This window comes from Mesorhizobium sp. M0019, assembly GCF_040323975.1.
Taxonomy (GTDB): Bacteria; Pseudomonadota; Alphaproteobacteria; order Rhizobiales; family Rhizobiaceae; genus Mesorhizobium.
The window spans coordinates 16,092-35,941 of the sequence record NZ_JAMYVK010000003.1; the positions used below are offsets into that span (position 1 = coordinate 16,092).

General features: G+C 63.0%; 17 protein-coding genes and 1 other RNA gene. 16 read left to right on the forward strand and 2 right to left on the reverse strand.

Translation table 11 applies throughout. From position 1 onward, the window contains the following. Nucleotides 1–40 precede the first annotated feature (40 nt). Nucleotides 41–3,916, reverse strand: a complete 3,876-nt coding sequence (locus tag NKK47_RS03540; RefSeq protein WP_352575067.1) for a hydantoinase B/oxoprolinase family protein — start codon at nt 3,914–3,916, stop codon at nt 41–43. Between the two features lie 182 nt (nt 3,917–4,098). Between NKK47_RS03540 and NKK47_RS03545 the strand changes: the two genes are divergently transcribed. The 7 genes from NKK47_RS03545 (at nt 4,099) to NKK47_RS03575 (ending at nt 8,102) form a co-directional block, all read left to right on the forward strand. Further along, a complete protein-coding gene (locus tag NKK47_RS03545; RefSeq protein ID WP_023676780.1) occupies nt 4,099–4,305 on the forward strand; it encodes a hypothetical protein in 207 nt (68 codons plus the stop codon). Between the two features lie 197 nt (nt 4,306–4,502). Then, nucleotides 4,503–5,222 (forward strand): TerB family tellurite resistance protein, encoded by a 720-nt coding sequence (locus NKK47_RS03550; protein WP_352575069.1) that lies wholly within the window; start codon nt 4,503–4,505, stop codon nt 5,220–5,222. Continuing rightward, a complete protein-coding gene (locus NKK47_RS03555; RefSeq protein ID WP_352575071.1) occupies nt 5,219–5,986 on the forward strand; it encodes an N-acetylmuramoyl-L-alanine amidase in 768 nt (255 codons plus the stop codon). The genes NKK47_RS03550 and NKK47_RS03555 overlap by 4 nt, the downstream gene beginning before the upstream one ends. A gap of 185 nt (nt 5,987–6,171) precedes the next feature. Then, nucleotides 6,172–6,915: a lytic transglycosylase domain-containing protein gene (locus tag NKK47_RS03560; RefSeq protein WP_352575073.1), complete on the forward strand. Its 744-nt coding sequence runs from the start codon at nt 6,172–6,174 to the stop codon at nt 6,913–6,915. A gap of 60 nt (nt 6,916–6,975) precedes the next feature. Then, nucleotides 6,976–7,374, forward strand: an RNA gene (gene rnpB, locus NKK47_RS03565) — RNase P RNA component class A. 153 nt (nt 7,375–7,527) lie between these two features. After that, on the forward strand, nt 7,528–7,812 hold the full coding sequence (locus tag NKK47_RS03570) for a type II toxin-antitoxin system ParD family antitoxin (RefSeq protein WP_352471550.1): 285 nt from the start codon (nt 7,528–7,530) through the stop codon (nt 7,810–7,812). After that, entirely contained in the window at nt 7,809–8,102 is a 294-nt protein-coding gene (locus tag NKK47_RS03575) for a type II toxin-antitoxin system RelE/ParE family toxin (RefSeq protein ID WP_352575075.1), read from the forward strand. The genes NKK47_RS03570 and NKK47_RS03575 overlap by 4 nt, the downstream gene beginning before the upstream one ends. An 8-nt stretch (nt 8,103–8,110) precedes the next feature. Here the strand turns inward: NKK47_RS03575 and NKK47_RS03580 are convergent, their stop codons facing one another. Next, on the reverse strand, nt 8,111–9,226 hold the full coding sequence (locus NKK47_RS03580) for a cystathionine gamma-lyase (protein WP_352575076.1): 1,116 nt from the start codon (nt 9,224–9,226) through the stop codon (nt 8,111–8,113). A 406-nt stretch (nt 9,227–9,632) separates the two neighbouring features. Between NKK47_RS03580 and mraZ the strand changes: the two genes are divergently transcribed. From mraZ to ftsW, 9 genes are read left to right on the forward strand one after another with little or no spacing between them, the layout of a single operon-like run. Then, on the forward strand, nt 9,633–10,091 hold the full coding sequence (gene mraZ / locus NKK47_RS03585; protein ID WP_254818997.1) for a division/cell wall cluster transcriptional repressor MraZ: 459 nt from the start codon (nt 9,633–9,635) through the stop codon (nt 10,089–10,091). Beyond that, nucleotides 10,088–11,119 carry a 16S rRNA (cytosine(1402)-N(4))-methyltransferase RsmH gene (rsmH, locus tag NKK47_RS03590; RefSeq protein ID WP_352575078.1) on the forward strand — a complete coding sequence of 344 codons (1,032 nt, stop codon included), beginning with the start codon at nt 10,088–10,090 and terminating at the stop codon, nt 11,117–11,119. Before mraZ ends, rsmH begins: the two co-directional genes overlap by 4 nt. Nucleotides 11,120–11,123: 4 nt before the next feature. Further along, nucleotides 11,124–11,501: a cell division protein FtsL gene (gene ftsL, locus NKK47_RS03595; RefSeq protein ID WP_023676771.1), complete on the forward strand. Its 378-nt coding sequence runs from the start codon at nt 11,124–11,126 to the stop codon at nt 11,499–11,501. Continuing rightward, nucleotides 11,498–13,243 carry a peptidoglycan D,D-transpeptidase FtsI family protein gene (locus NKK47_RS03600; protein WP_352575080.1) on the forward strand — a complete coding sequence of 582 codons (1,746 nt, stop codon included), beginning with the start codon at nt 11,498–11,500 and terminating at the stop codon, nt 13,241–13,243. The genes ftsL and NKK47_RS03600 overlap by 4 nt, the downstream gene beginning before the upstream one ends. Before the next feature lie 54 nt (nt 13,244–13,297). After that, nucleotides 13,298–14,752, forward strand: coding sequence for a UDP-N-acetylmuramoyl-L-alanyl-D-glutamate--2,6-diaminopimelate ligase (locus tag NKK47_RS03605; RefSeq protein WP_352575082.1), 1,455 nt, complete (start codon nt 13,298–13,300; stop codon nt 14,750–14,752). Beyond that, a complete protein-coding gene (locus NKK47_RS03610) occupies nt 14,749–16,182 on the forward strand; it encodes a UDP-N-acetylmuramoylalanyl-D-glutamyl-2,6-diaminopimelate--D-alanyl-D-alanine ligase (protein WP_352575084.1) in 1,434 nt (477 codons plus the stop codon). Before NKK47_RS03605 ends, NKK47_RS03610 begins: the two co-directional genes overlap by 4 nt. Nucleotides 16,183–16,206: 24 nt before the next feature. After that, nucleotides 16,207–17,289 carry a phospho-N-acetylmuramoyl-pentapeptide-transferase gene (gene mraY / locus NKK47_RS03615; RefSeq protein ID WP_023676767.1) on the forward strand — a complete coding sequence of 361 codons (1,083 nt, stop codon included), beginning with the start codon at nt 16,207–16,209 and terminating at the stop codon, nt 17,287–17,289. An 8-nt stretch (nt 17,290–17,297) separates the two neighbouring features. Further along, on the forward strand, nt 17,298–18,698 hold the full coding sequence (gene murD, locus NKK47_RS03620) for a UDP-N-acetylmuramoyl-L-alanine--D-glutamate ligase (RefSeq protein WP_352575086.1): 1,401 nt from the start codon (nt 17,298–17,300) through the stop codon (nt 18,696–18,698). Continuing rightward, complete coding sequence (ftsW, locus tag NKK47_RS03625; protein WP_352575088.1) at nt 18,698–19,849, forward strand: putative lipid II flippase FtsW; 1,152 nt, start codon at nt 18,698–18,700, stop codon at nt 19,847–19,849. Before murD ends, ftsW begins: the two co-directional genes overlap by 1 nt. Nucleotide 19,850: the final 1 nt, after the last annotated feature.

The following is a 19,850-nucleotide window of genomic DNA, read 5'->3' on the forward strand; positions in this document are numbered from 1 at the left end:
CAGGGTGATGACAGGCCAGTGACAGCCTGTTGACGCGAGTTCAGGCCTTGCCAAATCCACCTGGGGTCGGCGTCGTCACGATGACCGCCTCGCCAGCGTCGAGGATGGTCTGATCGCAGGCTTTCAGCGTCTCGATCGCGCCGGTCTTGCGGCGGACCTTGGTCGAACCGGCCTTGCCATCGCCGCCTCCGTCCAGTCCCCGCGGCGGGCGGTTGCGATGCGAGGACAGGATCGCGCATTCCATTTTTTCGAGGAAGCGGATGGTGCGCCTGGTGCCGTCGCCGGCATTCCATTTGCCTTCGCCGCCGGAGCCTTCGCGGATATGAAAATCCTCGAGCAATACCGGGAAACGCAGTTCCAGCACTTCCGGATCGGTCAGGCGCGAATTGGTCATATGGGTGTGGACGCCGGAGGTGCCGGCAAAACCGCGGCCGTCGTTCATCCGGCCAGCCGGCGAGCCCGAGCAGATCGTCTCGTAATACTGGTACTGCTTGTTGCCGAAGGTGAGATTGTTCATCGTGCCTTGCGCATTGGCCATCGCGCCCATGGCGCCGAACAGCGCGTTGGTGACGTGCTGCGAGGTCTCGACGTTACCGGCGACGACTGCCGCGGGATAGGCGGGCTTCAGCATCGAGCCGTCGGGAATGACGATGTTGATCGGCCGCAGACATCCGGCATTCATCGGGATGTTGTCTTCGACCATGACGCGGAAGGCATAAAGCACAGCGGCTCGGGCGACTGGCTCTGGCGCATTGAAATTGTTCTTCATCACCGGCGACGTTCCGGTGAAGTCGACGGTCGCTTCGCGCTTCCGCCGGTCGACCGATATCTTCACCTTGATCATTTGGCCGGTGTCGGTCGGATATTCGTATTCGGAACTGTCGGGCAGCCGCTCCAGAACGCGGCGCACGCTTTCGGCGGCATTGTCCTGGACATGGCCCATATAGGCTTCGACCACATCGAGGCCGAAATGCGCGACCATCTTGCGCAGCTCGGCGACGCCCTTTTCGTTCGCGGCGATCTGCGCCTTGAGGTCGGAGATGTTCTGGTGCGGATTGCGCGCCGGGTAGGGGTGGTTGGTGAGTAGCGTCTCCAGGTCCTTCTCGCGGAACCGGCCGCGATCGACGATGCGGAAATTATCGAACAGCACGCCTTCCTCGTCGACGGTCGTGGCAAGCGGCGTCATCGAGCCGGGCGCGGTGCCGCCGATGTCGGCATGATGGCCACGCGAGGCGACGTAGAAGAGGATCTCCTCCCCCCTCGAGGGGGAGGTGGCGGCGAAGCCGCCGGAGGGGGTCGTTGCGGCAGTGCTCGACGCACTTGTGGTGCCTTCTGCGAGGACCCCACCCGGCCGCTTCGCGGCCACCCTCCCCTCAAGGGGGAGGGAAAACACCGGCGTCACCACTGTGATATCAGGCAGATGGGTGCCGCCATTGTAAGGCGCATTCAGCGCAAAGACGTCGCCGGGGTGAATGTCGCCGGAATTGAGCCGGATGATGGTCTCCACCGAGCGGTCCATCGAGCCGAGATGCACCGGCATATGCGGTGCATTGGCGACCAGCGCGCCATTCCGGTCGAAGACGGCGCAGGAGAAATCGAGCCGCTCCTTGATGTTGACGGAATAGGCAGTGTTTTGCAGCGTTACGCCCATCTGTTCGGCGATCGACATGAACAGGTTGTTGAAGACCTCCAGCATCACCGGATCGGCTTCGGTGCCGAGTGCGGCCTGTCGGCGCTTCTTCTCGACGCGCCGCATCAATACGTGGTCCTTGGCGGTGATCTCGGCCTGCCAGCCCGGCTCGACGACAATGGTCTGGTTCGGCTCGATGATCAAAGCAGGGCCGGCGATCTTGTTACCAGGCTTCAGCGTTTCGCGAGGGAAGATGCCGGCGTCGCGCCAGACGCCGTCGACAAAGATTTTCCGGTTCCCGGAAGGACTTGCGGCCATGTCTTCAACAACTGAATCGCTTTCGTCGCGGCCGGTGACGCCGGTATCGGTACCCTCGACGCCGACCGATTCGACGATCATCGGCTTGTCGTCGTAGACGAAACCGAACTGCGCCTTGTGCGCCAGTTCGAAGTCCGCCTTGGCCTGCGCAATCGAGCCGTGCCCGAAGTTCACAGGCAGCGCGGTATCGGTGCCGTCGTAGCGGATCTGCAGCACCGGTCTCGAGGCGACCGCGTCTTCGCTGATGCCTTGCGCGGCGAGTTCGTCGATGACGGCTTTGCGCAGCGTTGCGATGAGTTCATCGATCGCTGGCCCGGAATTGTCCGCCAGCGGCTTCAGCAGCGCCTGCTGGCGTGACGCAAATACAGAGGATAGGCCGATGCCGTATGCCGAGAGCAGGCCTGAGAAGGGATGGATCAGCACCGCCTCCATGCCGAGCGCATCGGCGACCAGGCAAGCGTGCTGGCCGCCGGCGCCGCCGAAGCAGTTCAGGAGGTATTCGGTGACATCGTAGCCGCGCTGCACCGAAATCTTCTTGATGGCGTTGGCCATGTTTTCGACGGCGATTGTGATGAACCCTTCGGCGACGGTTTCCGGCGAGCGGCCGTCGCCGATCTCGGCGGCAAGTGCGGTGAATTTTTCGCGAACCGTCTGGACGTCGAGCGGTTCGTCCTGGCCCGGTCCAAAAATAGCCGGGAAGAACTCGGGCTGCAGCTTGCCCAGCATGACATTGGCGTCAGTGACGGCCAACGGGCCGCCGCGCCTATAGGCGGCCGGGCCGGGATTGGCGCCGGCCGAATCCGGCCCGGCGCGAAAGCGGCCGGCCTCGTAATGGAGGATCGAGCCGCCGCCTGCAGCAACGGTGTGGATGCGCATCATCGGCGCGCGGATGCGCACGCCGGCGACCTCGGTGTCGAAGGCGCGCTCGTAGTCACCATCGTAATGGGCGACATCGGTGGAGGTGCCGCCCATGTCGAAGCCTATGACTTTGCCGAAACCGGCGAGTTTTGCCGTCTCAACCATGCCGACGACCCCGCCGGCCGGGCCGGACAACAGCGCATCCTTGCCCTGGAACATGTCGGCGGCGGTGAGGCCGCCCGACGACATCATGAACATGAGGCGAGGGCTTTCCCTCCCCCTTGAGGGGAGGGTGGCGGCGAAGCCGCCGGGTGGGGTCGGCTCGACTGGGTTCGACACTCTGGCGGTGCCTTCTGAGATGACCCCCTCTGGCTGCTGCGCAGCCATGTCCCCCACAAGGGGGGAGATTGGCGCGGCACCCAGTTCCGCCGCAACCCTTTGCACATACCTTGCCAGGATCGGCGACAGGTAGGCGTCGACCACGGTGGTGTCGCCACGGCCGACCAGCTTGATCAGCGGCGAGACCTCGTGACTGACGGAGACCTGCGAAAATCCGAGTTTTCTGCAGACCTTCGCAACTGCCTTTTCGTGATCGGGATGTTTCCAGGCATGCATGAAGACGATCGCGACCGCATCGATGCCGTCCGCCTTGGCTTGCTCAATAGCCGGGCGTACGGAAGCAATGTCGAGCAGGCGCTCGACACTGCCGTCGGCGCGAACCCTTTCGTCGATTTCTACGACACGCTCATAGAGCTGTTCGGGAAGGATGATCTGCTTGGCAAAGATATCGGGCCTGGCCTGATAGGCAATCCTCAGCGCATCGCGGAAGCCTTTGGTGATGAGCAGCAGCACACGGTCGCCCTTGCGCTCGAGAAGGGCATTTGTGGCAACCGTGGTGCCCATCTTGACATCGCCGATCAGAGCGGAGGGGATTGGAGCGCCGGGTTGGACGCCGAGCAGCTCGCGAATGCCATGGATGGCAGCATCGGCATAGGCTTCGGGATTCTCGGACAGCAGCTTGCGCGGGTGCAGCGCGCCTTCCGGGTCACGGCCGATGACGTCGGTGAAGGTGCCGCCACGGTCGATCCAGAAATCCCATTTTGCAGTCACTGCGGCGGCTCCCGGGATTTTTCCCTGTTCGATCTGTTAGCTCGCGAGGCCCTGACCGGCAATCGTCAAATGATTGGAATATGTTACAGGCAGAAATGCAACGTTACGAAACTCATGCGCAGCTTACGCATTGTGTCCTCGACCGCCGCCGGTAACGGAGGCGTGATTAGAGGAGAGATATCATGAAGAAACTCATTCTTGCGTCGGTGTCGGCGCTTGCGTTGCTTGGCCTTGCCGCCTGCAGCAACAGCGGCACCGACAACACCACGACGCAGAGCACCAACCCGCCGGCATCCGACCAGACGATGAAGCCGGCTGCTCCTGACGCCAACAAGCCTGCCGAGCCGGCTCCGGCTCCGGCGCCTGCGCCGGCTGCTCCGGCTCAGTAGTCAATGTGACAACCAAGGAAAGGCTGGCCTCACAGGCCGGCCTTTCTGCTGCTTACGATACCAGCGCCTGGCGGCCGAGTGCGACGACGTGAGCGCTGGCGCCAGCCGCCTCAGGCATTGCGCCAAATCGATTGGGCCAGCCCCTGCGGCACTGTCTTGGCTTGATAGCGATGGGTGGTTGGCCCTATGAAGCCCCCATGTCGATTTGGGACCGCCTTGGCGACTTCGTCACACGCGTTTCATCTTCAGCGTCGTCAGGCGTCGCCGAAGTGGTCGAGGCCGTGCGCACGGTTTTCTCCGGCGATGCCGATCTGCGCCGGCGTGTCGCCTTCTCGGTGGCGATGATCGCCCTGTCGGCCAAGATGGCCAAGGCAGACGGCATCGTCACGCAAGACGAGGTGCGCGCCTTCCAGGAAATATTCGAGGTGCCGAAGGAACAGAGGCGCAATGTGGCGCGGCTCTACGATTTGGCCAAACGCGACATTGCCGGTTTCGAGACCTATGCCGAGCGGATGGCGCAGCTTTGCGGTTCGGGCCATTCGAACTGCCTGATGCTCGAGGACATACTCGACGGGCTGTTCCACATCGCCAAGGCCGACGGGCTGGTGCATGAGCGCGAGGGCCAGTTCCTGCATCGCATCGCCGAGATATTCCGCATCGAGGAGGCGCATTACCAGAGCATCCTGGCCCGGCATGTCGATCTGGGTGCCGCCGATCCTTATGTCGTGCTCGGCATCGAGCGTGGGAAGCCGTTCGAGGAGGTCCGCAGGCGCTACCGCAAGCTGGTCTCCGACAATCATCCGGACCGGCTGATCGCACGCGGCCTGCCGCAGGAATTCATCAAGATCGCGACGACCAGGCTGGCGGCGATCAACGCGGCCTATGAGATGATCGAGCGAGGCCTGCGGCACGCATGAGCGGCTTTCCGCCCGACGAGCCGAGGGCCGAGGTCAGGGTATCGCCGAATTTCGGACCACGGCGCGGGACGCTCGGACCCGATATGATCGTGCTGCACTACACCGGCATGGCTACCGGCGCCGGTGCCGAGGCATGGTTGTGCGATCCGGCAAACGAGGTCTCGTCGCACTACCTGGTCCATGAGGACGGCCGAATTGTTCAGATGGTAAGGGAAAGCGACCGCGCCTGGCATGCCGGTAAGAGCTCGTGGTTCGGACAGAGCGACATCAACTCCTGTTCGATCGGCATCGAGATCGTCAATCCGGGGCATACGCTCGGCTATCGCAACTTTCCAAAACCGCAGATCGACGCGGTGATCGGCCTGTGCGCTGGGATCATCGAGCGCCATTCCATTCCGGCGCAGCGGGTGCTTGCCCATTCCGACGTGGCACCGGGGCGCAAGGTCGATCCAGGCGAGAAATTTCCATGGAAGGCCTTGTTTGCCGCCGGTATCGGCCATGTTGTGCCGGCGGCACCGATCCGGCGCGGCGCCGTGCTGAAGCCAGGCGATACCGGCGCCGAGGTAGAGGCGCTGCAGTCGATGCTGGCGCTCTATGGTTATGGCGTCGAGATCACCGGCACTTTCGACCGGCAGACCGAAATCGTGGTCGAGGCATTTCAGCGGCATTTCCGGCAGTGCCTGGTCGATGGCATGGCTGACGGATCGACGATCCGCACGCTAGAAAGGCTGCTCGCTTCCGTAAGGATAGCCTCTCTCAAATAATCTTTTGCCAGCTTAAAAATTACAATCTGTTACTCAAAGTGACTTGCGTCGCCTTCTTTGGCGCCAATTCCGTCGTCAAAGGCGATCCGTACAGATTGTCGGACGTCTATCCCCCCAAATGTTCCGATGTTGATTGAGGGTATCTGCGCGAAGTTCTTTGTGCAGATCAAACAGAACAGGATCACATGCAGAAATTGACCGTTTTAACGGCAGCCATTGCTGCCGGCGTAATGACTTTTGCCTTCAGTGCGGCGAACAGCGCACCGCTGAGCCAGCGGGCCGATCAGGGCTTCAGTGCCGCAGCCGGCAAAACCGCCATGCCGAAGGGTGGTGCAAAAGTAGAGAAGACCGCCACCGCAAAAGTGGAAAAAGCGGCCGCGGTAAGGACGAAAAAGCCAGTCTCCGCGAAAAGGCCAACCGCTGCGAGAAAGACAATCGCCAAACAGCATGTGAAGCGTAGCCGCAAACGCATCGACCGCATGGCAACGGCGTCAGTCGCTCCGAAGAGCAGGCCAGCGCCTCAGGCGGCGGTAGTCGGCGGCAGCGGACAGTATTCGGCGATCATTGCGCGTTATGCCGCCAGCTATGGCGTCCCGGTGTCGCTCGCCAACGCCGTCATCAAGATCGAAAGCAACTACCAACCGAACCAGGTCGGCAGCGCCGGCGAGATCGGCCTGATGCAGATCAAGCCGGCGACGGCAAGGATGATGGGCTATAGCGGTTCGGTTCAGGGTCTCTACGATCCCGATACCAACATCAAATACGGCATGAAGTACCTTGCCATGGCGCGGGATCTCGGCGGCGGCACGACCTGCGGCACGATCCTGAAATACAATGCCGGCCACGCCGCCACACGGATGAACCCGGTGTCCGCAGCCTATTGCGGCAAGGTCAAGGTGCAGCTGGCAGCACTTGGAGCGCCCGCCTGACAAGCGACAAACTTGCTTTTTCGTTTGCGTTTTCGGGCCTGAACCCCTTTATACGCCTTGCCAGCTGGCCGGGCGGCCGCACCCGCGAAGCCGAAAGGCTGCGGGTGAGGAAAGTCCGGGCTCCATGGAGACACGGTGCCGGTTAATGACCGGCGGGGGCGACCCCAGGGAAAGTGCCACAGAAAGCAAACCGCCACGATCCAATCGTGGCAAGGGTGAAAGGGTGGGGTAAGAGCCCACCGCGCGACTGGCAACAGGAGCGGCACGGTAAACCCCACCGGGAGCAAGACCGAATAGGGGCGGTGCGAGGGGAAATCCTCGAGGGCTGTTTCCGGCTCACCGTCCGGGTAGGTTGCGTGAGGCGCATGGCAACATGCGCCCAAGATGAATGGCCGCCACGTTCTCGCCCCGAAAGGGGCGAGGGCCATACAGAACCCGGCTTACAGGCCAGCTGGCAGTTTTCCCCGATAAAAGGAAATCTCCTGATATCAGCAGGTTGCGTCTTCGGGCGCAGCCGTTGATTCACTTTTCGACCCGCAATCGAGCGCGACATTCCTTGAAAATGGTGCGATTAAATCGTACCATTTGGATGACGGTATTCAGGAGCGCGTCATGGGACAGGTCGATAAACGCAGCATCACGCTGTCGCCGGAATTGGCAGCGGCGGTCGACGACGTGGTCGCCGCCGGCGAATATGCCTCGGCAAGCGAGGTGATCCGCGACGCGCTGAGGCAATGGAAGGACCGGCGCGACCTGCTCGGCTACACCGTCGAGGAATTGCGCAGACTGGTGCAGGAGGGGATCGACAGCGGGCCGGGGCTGGACGGGCCGCCAATCATGGAACGGCTGCGCGCCAAATATCTGAAAATGGCCGGAACCAAAGGCCTTGAGGAGTGAAATACCGCCTGCTTCCTCAGGCATTGATCGACCTCGAAGCCATCGGCGACTACATTGCCGAACAGAATCCAAATGCGGCGGTTCGGCTCGTGGATCTCTTGCAAAGGCGGTGGGATTTGCTGACCCTGCACCCCTTCTCAGGTGCCCCGCGCGAAGACATCGCGCCTGGCATCCGTCACCTGATCGTCGGCGAATACCTCACCCTGTACCGCGTCAGTGAAGAGGCGATCGAAATCGTTCGCGTGCTGCACGGCCGGCGCAAGATCGCGGCCGACGATCTAAGTTCGTGATTGCCGATTCAGCCACCGATTGCGTCCAGCGACGCCTCGATCGCCTGCCAAAGCTCTTCCACCGGCTCGCAGCCGACCGACAGGCGAACGAAGCCGGGCGGAACGGCATCTCCCCTTTTTGATCGCCGTTCGGCCGAGGTGTGTACGCCGCCGAACGACGTCGCTGCCTGCATCAAGGCGCAGTTGTTGATGAAATCCTCGGCCTTGTCCTCCGAGGCGAGCACGAACGAGATGAGAAATCCGAAGCGCTCCATCTGGGCGCAGGCAAGATTGTGCGATGGATCGCTCTCCAGTCCCGGAAAGCGCAAGCCGCTGATCGCGCGATGGTTTTTCAGCCGTCGCGCTATCATTTCGGCGGAAGCGCACATGCGGTCGAAGCGCACGTCCAGCGTTTCGAGGCCGCGATGCACCAGCCATGCCTCGAACGGCCCGGGGATGGCGCCCGACGTCTCGCGCCAGTCGGTCACCCTCGAGATAATGTCCGCGTCGCGGCTGGCGACATGGCCGAACAGCACATCGGAATGGCCGTTTGGTGCCTTGGTGTCGGCGGCAATGACGATATCTGCGCCGAGATCGAGCGGGCGCTGGCCGAAAGGCGTCATCGTCGTGTTGTCGACCACAAGCACCGCACCCGCTCTATGCACGGCCTCGGCGACGGCTGCGATGTCGCATATGTCCAGTCCTGGGTTGGCGGGCGTTTCGACGAACGCAAGCCGATACCTATCGAAGCCGCCGTCGAGGAAGCTCGATGTTGGCCGGACATCATAAGCGACGCCGAAGGACTTCAGGAAGCGCTCTGCCAGCGCTCTCGTCGTGTGATAGCCGTCGGACGGCAGCAGGATACGGTCGCCGGCTTTGAGCAGACCGAAAAATACCGCCGAGATGGCAGCCATCCCCGAGGGAAAGGCGACGCATGGGGCGTCTTCCAGATGCGCCAGCATGTGCTCGACCGCATCCCAGGTCGGATTGCTGAAGCGGCCATATTGATCGAAGCCGGTGGCGTCGCCGGGCGCATGAAAGATGGCGGCCATGGTCAGGGGCAAGGGGATCGGGTCGCCCTTGGCATGCCTGCCGCGACGCAGATGGGGAAGTGCCGCGGCGCGTGACTTGGCGGTTTCGGACATGGTTTCAAACCTCGTTACTGACCGGAAAAGGAGATGCCGAGGCTATGCGCGGCAGCGATCCGCAGCAAGCCGCCTCCGCTTGGACCACACGGCCCTAAACGCTTCGTTAGGCTTAATGGAGGATAAAGACCGGAGCGCCGTCAAAGCTGCTCTCCCCAGTCGTGGCAGGCGCGTTTTGAAGACTGTTCCCGTTGACGCCCATAACACCCCATGATATCCCATTCCGATACTCAAGCCTTCGTTCCGTGTCAGGGTGAAGCGTACGCCAATCGGGCAGCCGCGGCGGCTGCGCGTTTGCCTGCGTTCGCCCGTCACAACGAAGCGGGTTTTGGACGTCGACCGGGCCGGGGCGGCGCGGACAGGAAGATGCAGAGGGGTGCGGCGGCGCAAGCGGCCGTAACGCGTAATGGACCGGTTTCTGTCGAACGCGGTGAACAGGATCGATGCGAAGGGACGGGTGTCCGTGCCGGCGCATTTCCGTGCCGTTGTGCAGAAACGCGGCTATTCGGAACTTTATGCGCTACGCTGCCTGGATCGCCCGGCGATGGATGTCGGTGGGCTCGACCTGCTCGATCGCTACGAGCAGCGTATCGCCCAGGAAGACCCGTTCCTGCAGACGGCGGACGACATGTCGTTCTTCTGCCATGGCGATGGAACGTTTCTGAAGCTCGACCAGGACGGCCGTATCACGATGAGCGATTTCATTCGCGAGCATACCGGCATTTCAGCGGAAGTGGCCTTCGTTGGCCGCGGCAATTTCTTTCAGATCTGGGAGCCGGGACGGCTCAGCGCCTATGGGACGGAAGCACGCGCACGGCTTTTGCAGCTTCGGCAGGGGACGAAGCCCGGGGAGCGGCCGGAATGATGGCGGGCGGCGGCGATGAAGTTCATGCCGTTGGCGGACCAGCCCGTCACATTCCGGTCCTCCTTGCCGAAGTTCTGGAGGCGCTGGCGCCGACAAAAGGCGAGGTGATCGTCGACGGCACGTTCGGTGCCGGCGGCTACACGAAGGCCATTCTGGCAAGCGGAGCCTCGGTCGTCGCCATCGACCGCGATCCGGATGCGATCGCGGCGGGGCGGGCCCTTGAACAGCAGTCCGGCGGCAAGCTCAGGCTTGTCCAGGCACCGTTCTCGACGCTCGACGAGCAGGTTGAAAGTGCCGATGGCGTCGTGCTCGACATCGGCATCTCCTCCATGCAGATCGACCAGCCGGACCGCGGCTTTTCGTTCCGGGCCGATGGACCGCTCGACATGCGCATGGCGCAGGCGGGCCTGAGCGCCGCCGACGTCGTCAACACCTTCAAGGTGGGCGATCTTGCCCGCATCTTCGGTTTTCTCGGCGAGGAACGCCATGCCGGGCGCATCGCCCGCATAATCGAGAGCCGTCGCGAAAAACGCCCCTTCGAGCGCACGCTCGACCTTGCCGATGCCATCGAGACGCATATCGGTCGCGCGCCGAAAGACAAGATCCATCCGGCCACCCGCGTTTTCCAGGCGCTGCGCATCTTCGTCAATGACGAACTCGGCGAACTGGCCAAGGCACTGTTTGCCGCAGAGCGCGTGCTGAAACCGGGCGGGCGGCTTGTCGTGGTGACCTTCCATTCCCTCGAGGACCGCATCGTCAAGCGCTTCATCGCCGACAGAGCCGATTCAGCGACCGGATCGCGGCACCTGCCCGAGGCGCAGGCGCGCACCGCCACCTTCACCAAGAAGGGCGGCGGCGTGACACCTGGCGATGCCGAGATATCGGCAAATCCGCGGGCGCGCTCGGCAAGGCTGCGCACTGCAATCCGTACAGAGGCGCCGGCGCGTGCCGGTGATTTTTCGATTTTCGGCCTGCCAAAACTGCCTGGCCCAAAGCTTCCCGGCGCCGATCGACCGGGAGAGAGGTGAGCACGTGTTTCGTACCAGCGACATAGTCCTGATCGCCGTCATGGTTTCGGCGGCTGCCCTGACCTACAAGACCAAGCGCGAGGCCGAGGAGCAACTGGCGGCAGTGCACAAGATCCAGGCGCAGATCCGTTATGAGGAGGACACGATCGACCTGCTCAAGGCGGACTGGAGCCTGCTTACCCAGCCGTCGCGCCTGCAGAAGCTCACCGAAATCTACAAATCGCAACTCGGACTCGAGCCGGTCAATGCGCGCCAGATCGTCGGGCTGGACGATCTGCCGGCGAAACCCGTCAACATCGAGGACCTTTCATCGCAGCGGCTAGGCGGCATGGCCGATATCGGCGGCAAAGATCCCGTGGTGACCGGAGGCATCGTCCAATGATCACCGGATTTCCAATCGCTGCCAGATTTCCAAAGATTGGGAGGCTGCTGAAGCGCGGTTCGAAGTCCGGTGCAGGCGGATCGATCGTGGTCGAAGGTGCCCGCAAGGCGACCGGTGGCAAGGGCAGGACCCGCATCGTCATGACGATGACGGTGTTCTTCGGCATCTATTCGACCATTGCCGGGCGGCTGGTCTATCTGGGTTTCCAGAATCCCGACCTGTCGGGCGGGCCGCAGAGCCGGGTGACGGCATCGCGACCCGACATCGTCGACCGTAACGGCGAAGTGCTGGCGACCGACATCAAGACCGCGTCGCTGTTTGCCGAACCGCGCCGCATCGTCGATGCCGACGAGGCGATCGAAAAGCTGTCGACGGTGCTTCCCGAGATCGACTACGAGCAGACATATAACAAGCTGAAGAGCGGCGCCGGGTTCGTCTGGCTGCAGCGGCAACTGACGCCGAAGCAGCAGGCCGACATCATGCAACTCGGCATCCCCGGATTCGGCTTTCGCACCGAAAAGCGCCGGTTCTATCCGGCCGGCGAAACCTCGTCCTACATTGTCGGCCTCACCAACATCGACAATCAGGGCATCTCCGGCATGGAGAAATACATCGACGAACAAGGCTTGAGCGACCTTCAGGCGTCGGGTCTGGCGGTGGCCAAGGATTTGAAGCCGGTGCAGCTCTCGATCGACCTGCGCGTCCAGCATATCGTGCGCGACGAGGTCGCCACCGGCATGGAAAAGTACCACGCCATCGCGGCGGGCGCCGTTGTGCTCAACGTCAAGACCGGCGAGGTGCTGGCGATGGCGTCGGTTCCGGATTTCGATCCGAACAACCCCTATAACGCGCAGGACAAGGACCGGCTCAACCGTATGTCGGCCGGCCTCTATGAAATGGGGTCGACCTTCAAGAGCTTCACCACCGCCATGGCGCTCGATTCCGGCAAGATAACGCTGCAAAGCCGTTTCGACGCGTCGCGCCCGATCAGGATCGGCCATCAAACCATCCATGATTTCCATGGCAAGGGCCGGGTATTGTCGGTGCCGGAAGTGTTCATCTACTCCTCCAATATCGGCTCTGCCAAGGAAGCCGAAGCGGTTGGCATCGACGGACACCGCGAATTCCTGCATCGCCTGGGAATCCTCGAGAAGATGCAGACCGAACTGCCGGAAGTCGCTCGGCCGACCGAGCCCAAGGTCTGGAAGCAGGTCAATTCGATCACCATCGCCTTCGGCCACGGTGTGTCGACGACGCCGCTGCAGACAGCGGTCGGCTGCGCCGCGCTGATGAATGGCGGCTATCTGATGGACCCGACCTTCCTGCCGCGCACGCAGGAGCAGGCGATGGCGGTGGCCAAGAAAGTGGTCAGCGACAAGACGGTCGAGGGCATGCGCTATCTCTATGCACTCAATGCCGAAAAGGGATCCGGCCGCAATGCACGGGTGCCAGGATACCGGGTGGGCGGCAAGACGGGAACGGCGGAGAAGGTTGTCAACGGCCGTTACTCGAAGGAAAAGAATTTCAACGCCTTCGTTGCGGCTTTCCCGATGGACGATCCGCAATACATAGTGCTTACGATCGCCGACGAACCGAAGCCGGAAAAGCCCGGCATGGGTGCTACGGCCGCCTCGAACGCGGGCATCATGGCTGCAAACATCATCCGACGTGCGGCTTCCATGCTTGGCGTGAAGCCAGATTTCAGCCATGAAAATGGTGCAACGCTGGTTTCCTATCAATGATTCTTGGGGCGCGCCGGCAACTGCGCGCTATTTTGTTGCGATGAACGGGGTTCGATGAAGCTGAAAAATCTAGCCGGTATCCTGCCTGTCGAGGGGACAGCTTCCTTCGACATGGAGGTTACAGGGATTTCGTCGGATTCCCGCCAGGTAACACGGGGCGTCGTCTTTTTCGCGCTCACCGGCTCCAAGGCGGATGGCGCAGCCTACGCAGCCGATGCCGCGAGCCGAGGCGCCGCAGCGATCGTGGTCGGCAAGGGCAGTGCGGTCGCCGGGCTGCCAGTCCCGGTTCTTGTCGTAGACGATCCGCGCCTTGCACTGGCGCTGAGTGCTGCACGTTTTTTCGGCATGCAACCGCAAACCATGGTCGCGGTGACCGGAACCAGCGGCAAGACCTCGGTCGCCGCATTCACCCGGCAGATATGGGAGCAGGCGGGTTTCGCCGCCGCCTCGATCGGCACGACCGGCGTGGTGGCGCCGGGCCGCAACGAATATGGCTCGCTGACCACGCCGGATCCGGTGGCACTGCACAGGCTGCTCAAGGAGCTGGCGGAGGCCGGCGTCACCCACGCCTCGATGGAAGCGTCCAGCCATGGCCTCGACCAGCGCCGGCTCGACGGCGTCAAGCTTACGGCCGGCGGCTTCACCAATCTCGGCCGCGACCATATGGACTATCATCCGACGGTCGAGGACTATCATCGCGCCAAATTGCGTCTGTTCGACGCGCTGCTGCCGAAGGGCGCGCCGGCGGTCATCTTTGCCGACGACCCGTGGTCGGAGCCGACGATCAAGGCGGCGCGGGCAGGGGGACTGAATGTGCTGACGGTCGGCCGCCACGGCGATTTCCTGCGGCTGAAGCGGGTCGAGCACGAGCGCCACCGCCAGCGCGCCGAGGTCGAAGCGGACGGCGTTCTCCATGAAGTCGACTTGCCGCTGGCCGGCGACTTCCAGATTGCAAATGCGCTGGTGTCGGCCGGCCTCGCCATTTCGACTGGAACATCTGTTGCCAAGGCATTGATGGCGCTGGAGAAATTGAAGGGAGCGCCGGGACGGCTCGACCTTGTCGGGACGGCCGCTAACGGCGCACCGGTCTATGTCGACTACGCGCACAAGCCGGATGCGCTGGAAAACGTGCTGGCTTCGGTGCGCCCCTTTACCACCGGCCGCGTCATCGTCGTATTCGGCTGCGGCGGCGACCGCGACCGGGGCAAACGGCCGATCATGGGCGAAATCGCCACAAGGCTGGCCGACATCGTCATCGTCACCGACGACAATCCCCGCTCGGAAGTCCCCGAGACGATCCGCGCCGCAATCCTCGCGGCGGCACCTGGCGCGATCGAGATCGGCGACCGGCGCAAGGCCATTCACGAGGCGGTCGGGATGCTACATGCCGGAGACACGCTGATCGTGGCCGGCAAGGGTCATGAGGAAGGCCAGACCATCGGCACCGAGACGCTGCATTTTTCCGATCATGAGGAAGTTCGCTCGGCGCTCAGGGAGCAAGCGGCGTGAGCTATCTGTGGACCTCCGAGGCGCTGGTTGCCGCCATGGATGGCCGGCCGCTCGGTCCGATGCCTGAAGGCATCGCCGGCATTTCCATCGACAGCCGCAGCCTGCAGCCGGGAGACGCCTTCTTCGCCATCAAGGGCGAGGCGATGGACGGCCATGATTTCGTCACCGCCGCCATCAAGGCGGGCGCCGGCGTGCTTGTCGTCGCCGAGGGCAAGCTGCCGTCGCTGGGGCGGCTGACGGCACCGATGATCGTCGTCGAGGACGTGCTTGTCGCTCTGGAAAAGCTCGGCGTTGCCGCGCGCGCACGCTCAAAGGCCAGGGTGATTGCCGTGACCGGGTCGGCGGGCAAGACCACCACCAAGGAAGCGCTACGCCACGCTCTCTCTGCGGTCGGTACGGTGCATGCATCGGCCCAGTCGTTCAACAATCACTGGGGCGTGCCGCTGACGCTGGCGCGCATGCCGCAGGATTGCGACTATGCTGTCTTCGAGATCGGCATGAACCATCCCGACGAGATCCGGCCTCTGGTCAAGATGGTCCGGCCGCATGTCGCCATCGTCACGTTGATCGCGGCGGCTCACCTCGGCTTCTTCCGCAACCTGGACGAGATCGCCAAGGCCAAGGCAGAGGTTTTCGAGGGATTGGAGCCCGGTGGCGCCGCCCTTCTCAACCGCGACGATGCGCGCTGGAAGCTGCTGGAGAAGATGGCCAAAGAGGCCGGCGTCGAGCATGTCTACGGGTTCGGCGAGAATGCCCGGGCGACCTTCAAACTGATCAAATGCGAGCTCAATGCCGATCACTCGGTCATCACCGCCAAGATTGGCGGGCACGAGATTGTCGCCAGGATCGGCGCGCCGGGCCGCCATATGGTGCAGAACGTGCTCGCGGTGCTTGGTGCCGCGCATCTGGTCGGCGCCGACGTCACCAGAGTTGCGCAGGCGCTGGCCGATCTTTCGCCCGAACGCGGACGCGGCAAGCGCTATGTGTTGCGTCACCCCAACGGGCCGATCACGCTGATCGACGAGAGCTACAACGCCAATCCGGCGTCGATGAGCGCTGCAATGGCACTGCTCAATACGACGCCGGTGTCGGGCGAGGGCAGGCGCATTGCCGTGCTCGGTGATATGCTCGAGCTCGGCAGCCATTCGGCGAAATTGCATGCCGCGCTTGCCGGTCTGATCGTCGGCACCGACACGCGCACGGTCTTTCTCGGCGGCCCGGAGATGCGGGCGCTGGCCGACGTTTTGCCCGGCGAGATCAGGACGGAGTACCGCGCCGGTGCGGAAGATCTGAAACCGGTTCTTCTATCGGCATTGAAGCCCGGCGACGTGGTCATGATCAAATCGTCGAAGGGCATAGGCTTTTCAAAGCTGGTCGAGGCGTTGCTCGGCAAGTTTCCGGCGGAAGCCACAACCAGCAGACAGACCTAGGATCGGTCCGGGGGACGCAAGCGCATGCTAACACTGCTCGTCGAATTTGCGGACAAGATCTCGGTCTTCAACGTCTTCCGCTACATAACCTTCCGCACCGGCGGAGCGCTGATCACAGCGGCACTGATCGTGTTCATTTTCGGACCGACCATCATCAATTCGCTGCGGCTGCGGCAAGGCAAAGGCCAGCCGATCCGTGCCGACGGGCCGCAGACGCATTTCAAGAAGGCGGGAACGCCGACAATGGGCGGACTGATGATCCTGTCCGGCATCGTCGGTTCGTCGCTGCTGTGGGCGAACCTGTCGAGCATCTACGTCTGGGTGGTCCTGCTGGTGACGCTGGGATTCGGCTCGATCGGCTTTTACGACGATTATCTCAAAGTAACCAAGCAATCGCATCTCGGCTTTTCCGGCAAGGCGCGGCTGGGGCTCGAATTCGTCATCGCCGGCATCGCCGCCTGGGTGATCATGCATAACGGCCAGGCGCCGTTCTCGTCATCGTTGACATTCCCTTTCGCCAAGGAGTTTCTCGTCAATCTCGGCTGGTTCTTCATCCCGTTCTCGTGCTTCGTCATCGTCGGCGCCGGCAATGCGGTGAACCTGACCGACGGTCTCGACGGGCTGGCGATCGTGCCGATCATGATCGCCGCCGCATCCTTCGGCGTCATCGCCTATCTCTCCGGCAACGCGGTGTTCGCCGAATATCTGCAGATCCATTTCGTGCCCGGCACCGGTGAACTTGCGGTGGTCCTTGGAGCGGTGATCGGCGCCGGACTTGGCTTTCTCTGGTTCAATGCGCCGCCGGCGGCGATCTTCATGGGCGACACCGGCTCGCTGGCGCTGGGTGGGCTGATCGGCACGGTCGCGGTGGCGACCAAGCACGAGATCGTGCTGGTCATCGTCGGCGGCCTGTTCGTCGTCGAGATATTCTCGGTCATCATCCAGGTCGGCTACTTCAAGATGACCGGCAAGCGCGTCTTCCTGATGGCGCCGATCCACCATCATTTCGAAAAGCTCGGCTGGACCGAAAGCCAGGTGGTGATCCGCTTCTGGATCATCGCCGTCATCCTGGCGCTGGTCGGCCTGTCGACCCTGAAGCTCAGATAGGAGGCCGCTTGATCCCCGCCGCATCCTTTTCAGGCAAGCGCGTTTCGCTCTTCGGGCTCGGTGGCTCGGGGATTGCCACGGCGCGCGCGCTGATCGAGGGCGGCGCGGATGTGCTGGCCTGGGACGACAATCCCGATAGCGTCGCCAAGGCCGGCGCGGTCGGCATCACGACAGCGGACCTGCGCGGTGCGGACTGGGCGAGGTTTTCTGCCTTCGTGCTGTCGCCCGGCGTGCCTCTGACGCATCCCAAGCCGCACTGGACCGTCGAGCTGGCGCGGGGCTCAGGCGTGGAGATCATCGGCGACATCGAGCTTTTCTGCCGCGAGCGGATGCTGCTGGCACCGGCAGCACCTTTCATTGCCATTACCGGCACCAACGGCAAGTCGACGACCACGGCACTGACGGCGCACATCCTAAAATCGGCTGGGCGCGACACGCAGATGGGCGGCAATATCGGCCGCGCGGTGATGACGCTCGATCCGCCGCAGCCTGAACGGCACTATGTGGTTGAGTGCTCTTCCTACCAGATCGATCTTGCCCCTTCGATCAATCCGACGGCCGGTGTGCTGCTCAACCTGACGCCGGACCATCTCGACCGCCATGGCACGATGCAACACTACGCCTCGATCAAGGAGCGGCTGGTGGCCGGCAGCGAGACGGCAATCATCGGTGTCGACGATTCCTGGTGCGCCCAGATCGCCGATCGGCTGGAGCGGGCCGGCCGGCAGGTCATCCGCATCTCCAAGCGCCTGCCGCTGACCGACGGTTATTTCGCTGACGGCACCAACTTAATGGAAGCCGTGCACGGCCGCTACAGCCGTGTCGCCTTCCTCGAAGGCATCGGCTCGTTGCGCGGCCAGCACAATGCGCAGAACGCGCTGGCCGCCGCCGCCGCCTGCCTCAAGGTCGGGCTCGAGCTCGGCGAGATCCAATCCGGACTGGAGAGTTTCCCTGGGCTGGCGCACCGCATGGAGCAGGTCGGCCGCAAAGGGCATGTGCTGTTCGTCAACGATTCCAAGGCGACCAATGCCGATGCCGCTGCACCGGCGCTGTCGAGCTTTGCGCGTATCTACTGGATTGCCGGCGGCCTGCCGAAAGAGGGCGGCATCGAGCCGTTACGCGGCTTCTTCCCGCGCATCGCCAAGGCCTATCTGGTCGGCGAAGCCGCACCGGCCTTTTCGGCGACGCTGGGCGAAGCGGTGCCCTACGAGATATCAGGCACGTTGGCGGCGGCAGTCGAACACGCCGCCCGCGATGCGGCCAGGGATAGTAGCGGCGAGGCAGTGGTGCTGCTGTCGCCGGCCTGCGCCAGTTTCGACCAGTTCAAGAATTTCGAAGTCCGCGGCGAGGCGTTCAGGCAAGCCGCAACCGCCATTGATGGCGTGAAGCCCATCGGAGGGACACGATAATGCAAAGCCGTCTCGACAAAAGCCCTGTGGCGACCTGGTGGTGGACGATCGATCGCTGGTTCCTGGCGGCGTTCCTGTCGCTGATGGGGCTCGGCATCGTTTTGTCCTTCGCCGCAAGCCCGGCGGTGGCCGAGCGCATCGGGCTAGACAGTTTCCACTTCGCGACACGCCAGATTATCTTCACCATTCCGGCGCTTGGGGTAATGCTGGCCGTCTCGTTCCTTGAATCCAGGCAGATCCGGCGCATGGCGCTGGTCATGTTGTGCATCATGCTGTTTCTGATGGTGGCGGTGCTCTATATCGGCGTCGAGGTGAAGGGCGCGCGGCGCTGGGTGTCGCTAGCCGGCCTGTCGATCCAGCCGTCCGAGTTCCTGAAACCGGCCTTCGTCATCATCTGCGCCTGGTTGTTCGCCGAGCACAAGCGCCAGCCCGACATTCCGGGCAATTTGTTCGCCATGTTGCTGCTTGCACTGGTCATCTCGCTGCTGGTGGCGCAGCCTGACCTTGGGCAGACCATGCTGGTGCTCGGCACCTGGGGGGTGATGTTCTTCATGGCCGGATTGCCGTGGCTGTGGATCGTCGCGCTGGGTGCTGCAGGCGTCGGCGGCGTGTTCGCCGCCTATGCAGTGTTCCCGCACGTTGCCGGCCGTATCGACCGCTTCATGACCGGCGAGGGCGACACGTTCCAGGTCGACATGGGCCGCGAGGCGCTGATCAATGGCGGCTGGTTCGGCGTCGGGCCGGGCGAGGGTACCGTCAAGCGGGTCATCCCCGACAGCCACGCCGACTTCGTCTTCTCTGTCGCCGGCGAGGAATTCGGGCTGGTCATGTGTTTCTTCATCATGTCCATCTTCGGCTTCATCGTGCTGCGCGGTCTCAACACGGCGCTCAGGGAGCAGGACGATTTCACCCGCTACGCGGTTGGCGGCCTGGTCACGGTCTTCGGCCTGCAGTCGGTCATCAACATGGCCGTCAATCTGCAGCTGATGCCGGCCAAGGGAATGACGCTGCCGTTCATCTCCTACGGCGGCTCTTCGCAGATCGCGATCGCCATCTCGATGGGCATGGTGCTGGCGCTGACGCGCAAGCGCCCGGAAAAGCGCAAGCAGCTGGGCTTCATGCCGTCGCCGCGTGCGATGCCGGCGGAGTGAG